This window comes from Isoptericola sp. NPDC060257 (assembly GCF_042726645.1).
Classification (GTDB): Bacteria; Actinomycetota; Actinomycetes; order Actinomycetales; family Cellulomonadaceae; genus Isoptericola; species Isoptericola nanjingensis.
This window is the reverse complement of sequence record NZ_JBHXAW010000352.1, coordinates 1-3,897: the sequence shown is the minus strand read 5'-3', so window position 1 is coordinate 3,897 and position 3,897 is coordinate 1. Positions and strand designations below refer to the sequence as shown.

Annotated in this window: 5 protein-coding genes; 3 read left to right on the top strand and 2 right to left on the bottom strand. The window is 75.5% G+C overall.

The genetic code is table 11. The annotated features are described in order from the left end of the window. Nucleotides 1-73: 73 nt before the first annotated feature. Together ACFWEK_RS19800 and ACFWEK_RS19795 are read right to left on the bottom strand one after the other, a co-directional pair. Complete coding sequence (locus ACFWEK_RS19800; RefSeq protein WP_430546343.1) at nt 74-643, bottom strand: YbaK/EbsC family protein; 570 nt, start codon at nt 641-643, stop codon at nt 74-76. Nucleotides 644-663: 20 nt separating this feature from the next. Further along, nucleotides 664-1,215 carry a YbhB/YbcL family Raf kinase inhibitor-like protein gene (locus tag ACFWEK_RS19795; protein WP_430546233.1) on the bottom strand — a complete coding sequence of 184 codons (552 nt, stop codon included), beginning with the start codon at nt 1,213-1,215 and terminating at the stop codon, nt 664-666. Nucleotides 1,216-1,357: 142 nt separating this feature from the next. Between ACFWEK_RS19795 and ACFWEK_RS19790 the strand changes: the two genes are divergently transcribed. From ACFWEK_RS19790 to ACFWEK_RS19780, 3 genes are read left to right on the top strand one after another with little or no spacing between them, the layout of a single operon-like run. After that, the gene (locus ACFWEK_RS19790) at nt 1,358-2,119 is read left to right on the top strand and encodes an SDR family oxidoreductase (RefSeq protein ID WP_430555149.1); all 762 of its coding nucleotides are present in this window, start codon (nt 1,358-1,360) and stop codon (nt 2,117-2,119) included. 11 nt (nt 2,120-2,130) lie between these two features. Then, a complete protein-coding gene (locus tag ACFWEK_RS19785; RefSeq protein WP_430555148.1) occupies nt 2,131-2,715 on the top strand; it encodes a TetR/AcrR family transcriptional regulator in 585 nt (194 codons plus the stop codon). Nucleotides 2,716-2,775: 60 nt separating this feature from the next. Next, entirely contained in the window at nt 2,776-3,825 is a 1,050-nt protein-coding gene (locus ACFWEK_RS19780) for an NADPH:quinone oxidoreductase family protein (RefSeq protein ID WP_430546230.1), read from the top strand. Nucleotides 3,826-3,897: the final 72 nt, after the last annotated feature.

Here is a 3,897-nt window from a genome sequence, read left to right as displayed (position 1 = left end):
GGCCGGGGCAGCTGGCGATCCTACCAACGCCGCCCCGGCGCACCGCGATTCCGAGACGCCTGTCAGCGGGCGGTCACCGGGACACGGCGAGCCCGTCGACGACCTCGACGCCGGGCATCGCGCAGAGGAGCTCGCCGGGCATGAGCAGCTTGGACCGCCGCACCCCGGAGCCCATCAGTGCGAGCGCCCCCGGCGCGGCGAACCGGGAGTCCACGAGCACCCGCCACCCGGCGGGCAGGCCCACCGGGGTGATGCCGCCGTACTCCATCCCCGACTCGTCGGTCGCGCGCTCCATGGGCAGGAACGACGCCTTGCGCGCGTCGAGCAGCTTGCGCACGCGGGTGTTGACGTCGGCGAACGTGGCCGCGGTGACGACGCAGGCGGCGATGCGTTCGACGTCGCCGCGCCGCCCGGCCACGACCACGCAGTTGGCGGAGGCCTCGGGCGGCAGACCGTGCAGGTCGTTCAGCGTGGCCGTGTCCGCGTGGTCCGGGTCGATCTCCGTGACGGCGACCAGCCCGCCGACGCGGTCGTCCAGCGCGGCCCAGGCGCGCAGCGCGTCGGCGACGGGCGGCGCGAGCAGGTCGGGACGGTCGAGCGCGGGCGTCCACGTCAGGTCGCCGAGGGTGGGGAGCCCGGGCATCCCGGGCGTCGTCGCGCCGCTCACCGGCGGTAGGTCGCCGTGAGCGTGGCGCGCGCGAGGACGTGGAAGTAGACGTTGAACGCGACGTGCACCGGGCTGTTCGCCTCGGACAGGCCGAGCGACGGGACGTCGAGGGCGTGCACCGCGAAGACGTAGCGGTGCGGGTGGTCGCCGGGCGGGGGGCCGGCCCCCTCGAAGCCGAGCCGTCCGCCGTCGCTCGGCACGTGGAACGCCCCGGCCGGGAGGCTCGCCCCGCCCACGGCGCCCGCGCCGCGCTCCAGCGAGGTGACGTCCGCGGGGACGTCGACGGCGGTCCAGTGCCAGTAGCCCGACGGCGTCGGGGCGTCCGGGTCGAAGCAGCTCACCACGAACGACCGCGTCGCCGCGGGGGCGCCCGACCACGCGAGGTGGGGCGACACGTCGGCGCCGTCGACGCTGAAGTCGACGGCGAGCGGCTCGCCGTCGGTGACGTCCGAGCTCTTGAGCGTGAACGTCGCCGGGACGGGGAGCAGCGAGTACGGGTCCGGGGGCAGCGGTCGTGCGAAGTCCTTGCCTGTGTCCGTGCCAGTCATGGGGCCATGCTGCCCGACCGCCCGCGGTGCTGGCCAGGGCGGCGATGACGGCCAGCGCGGCGCGGGCGGGCCGTGGTACGGTGCTCGCGCAAACCGACCGGACGGTACGCCGGTCGGTCGGGAGCGTCGCGAGGAGGCGATGGTGGGGTCGGTCGACAGGTTCACGGGCAGGTTCACGGACAGGGTCGCGCTGGTCACCGGCGGCAGCCGTGGCATCGGGCTCGCCGTCGCCCGGCGGCTCGTGGACGAGGGCTGCGCCGTCGTCGTCACCGGGCGCAAGCAGGAGGCGCTCGACGAGGCCGTCGCGGCCCTCGGGCCCGAGCGCGCCTCGGGCGTGGCGGGCCGGGTCGACGACCCCGCGCACCGCGCCGCCGTCCTCGCCCACGTCGCCGAGCGCCACGGGCGCCTCGACCACCTCGTCAACAACGCCGGCATCAACCCGGCGTGGGGGCCCGCGCTCGAGGTGGACCCGGGCGTCGCACGCAAGATCCTCGAGGTGAACGTCGTGTCCGCGCTCGAGTGGACCCGCGACGCCGTCGCCGGCGGGCTGAGCCGGTCGGTCGTGAACGTGGCCTCGATCTCCGGGACGTCCTCCAGCCCGAACATCGCCTTCTACGGCGCGTCCAAGGCCGCCCTCATCAACCTCACCCAGCAGCTCGCCCAGGAGCTGGCGCCCGCGCTCCGGGTCAACGCCGTCGCCCCGGCCGTCGTGAAGACGCGGTTCTCCCGCGCGCTCTACGAGGGGCACGAGGGGCAGGTGGCAGAGCGCTACCCCCTCGCGCGGCTGGGCGTGCCCGACGACGTCGCCGGGCCCGTCGCCTTCCTGCTCTCGGACGACGCGGCGTGGGTGACCGGCCAGACGCTCCGGATCGACGGCGGCGCGAGCATCGCGCCCGTCGGGTGAAGGATGGGGGCATGAAGAGCACGAACGTCGCCGACCGGGTCACCGCGGCCGCCCTGGACCTGTTCGCCACGCAGGGGTACGCCACCACCAGCGTGCAGCAGATCGTCGAGGCCGCGGGCGTCACCAAGGGCGCCATGTACCACTACTTCCAGTCCAAGGACGACCTGCTGTTCGCCATCTACGACCGGATGCTGGCGCTGCAGAAGGCCCACCTCGACCAGATCGTCGCCTCCGGCGGGCCGGTCGAGGACGTCGTGCGGACCGTGTGCGTGGACGTCGTCGAGACCTCGATCGACTTCCTGCCGGAGGGCACCGTCTTCTTCCGCAGCATGCACATGCTCACCGAGCCGCGGCTCAAGGAGGTCACGCAGCGCCGTCGCGAGTACCACGACGAGTTCGCGGCGCTCCTGCGGCGCGGCCAGGACGAGGGCGTCTTCCGCACCGACGTCCCGCGGCCGCTGCTGGTGGCGCACTTCTTCAGCGACGTGCACTACCTGTCGCACTGGTACTCGCCCGAGGGCCCCGAGACGAAGTCCGAGGTGGCCGAGCAGCTCACGGGGCTGTTCCTGCGCGGGATCCGGACCGCCGCGGACTGACCAGGCCCGCCGCGGCGCCGACGACCGGGCGGGCACGACACCGACGAGACGAGAGCGACGATGACGACGCTGCCCGGAACGACCCCCGCCCGTACCCCCGCCGCCGACGGTCCCGCGACGATGCGCGCCTGGCGCGTGACCGGCCCGGGCGAACCTGCGGACGTGCTGCGGCTCGACGAGGTGCCCGCGCCGGAGCCCGGGGCGGGGGAGGTGCTCGTGCGGGTGCGCGCCGTCGCGGTGAACTTCCCCGACGTCCTGCTGGCCCGCGGCGAGTACCAGGTGCGGCCCGAGCCGCCGTTCGTGCCCGGCATCGAGCTGTGCGGCGACGTGGTCGCCCTCGGCGAGGGCGTCACGGCCGGCGACCGCGGGATCGCGCCGGGCGCACGCGTGGTCGGCTCCGCCATCGGCGTGCTGTCCGAGCTGGCGGCGCTGCCCGCCGCCGCCGTGCGGCCGGCGCCCGAGGGCCTGGGCGACGCCGAGGCGGCCGCGCTGACGATCGCGTACCAGACGGCGTGGTTCGCCCTGCACCGCAAGGCGCGCATCCGGCCGGGGGAGCACCTGCTGGTGCACGCCGCGGCCGGCGGCGTCGGGACCGCGGCGGTGCAGCTCGGCGTCGCGGCGGGGGCCCGGGTGATCGGCGTCGTCGGGAGCCCGGCGAAGGCGGCCGTCGCGACGGCGGCGGGTGCGCACCACGTCCTCGTGCGCGACGGCGACCTCGCCGCCCGGGTCAAGGAGCTCACGGGAGGCGCGGGCGCCGACGTGGTCGTCGACCCGGTCGGGGGCGCGTCGTTCGAGCAGTCGACGCGCTGCATCGCCTTCGAGGGGCGGGTCGTCGTCGTGGGATTCGCGAGCGGCGACGTCCCGCCGGTGCGCGCGAACCACGCCCTCGTGAAGAACTATGACGTGCTCGGCCTGCACTGGGCGCTCTACCAGCAGCGCCGCCCCGACCTGGTCGACGCGGCGCACGACGCGCTGTCGCGCCTGGCCGCGGAGGGCGCCGTGCGGCCCGTGGTCGCCGACGAGGTGCCCTTCGAGGACGCCCCCGCCGCCGTGCAGCGCCTCGCCGGCGGCACCACGACCGGCCGCCTCGTCGTCCGCGTCGCCGGCTGACGCACTGCGCACGTCCACCGACCCCACCCCGCCGCCCTTCCGGCAAGCGATCTGTCGCGGCATCCGGCCGGA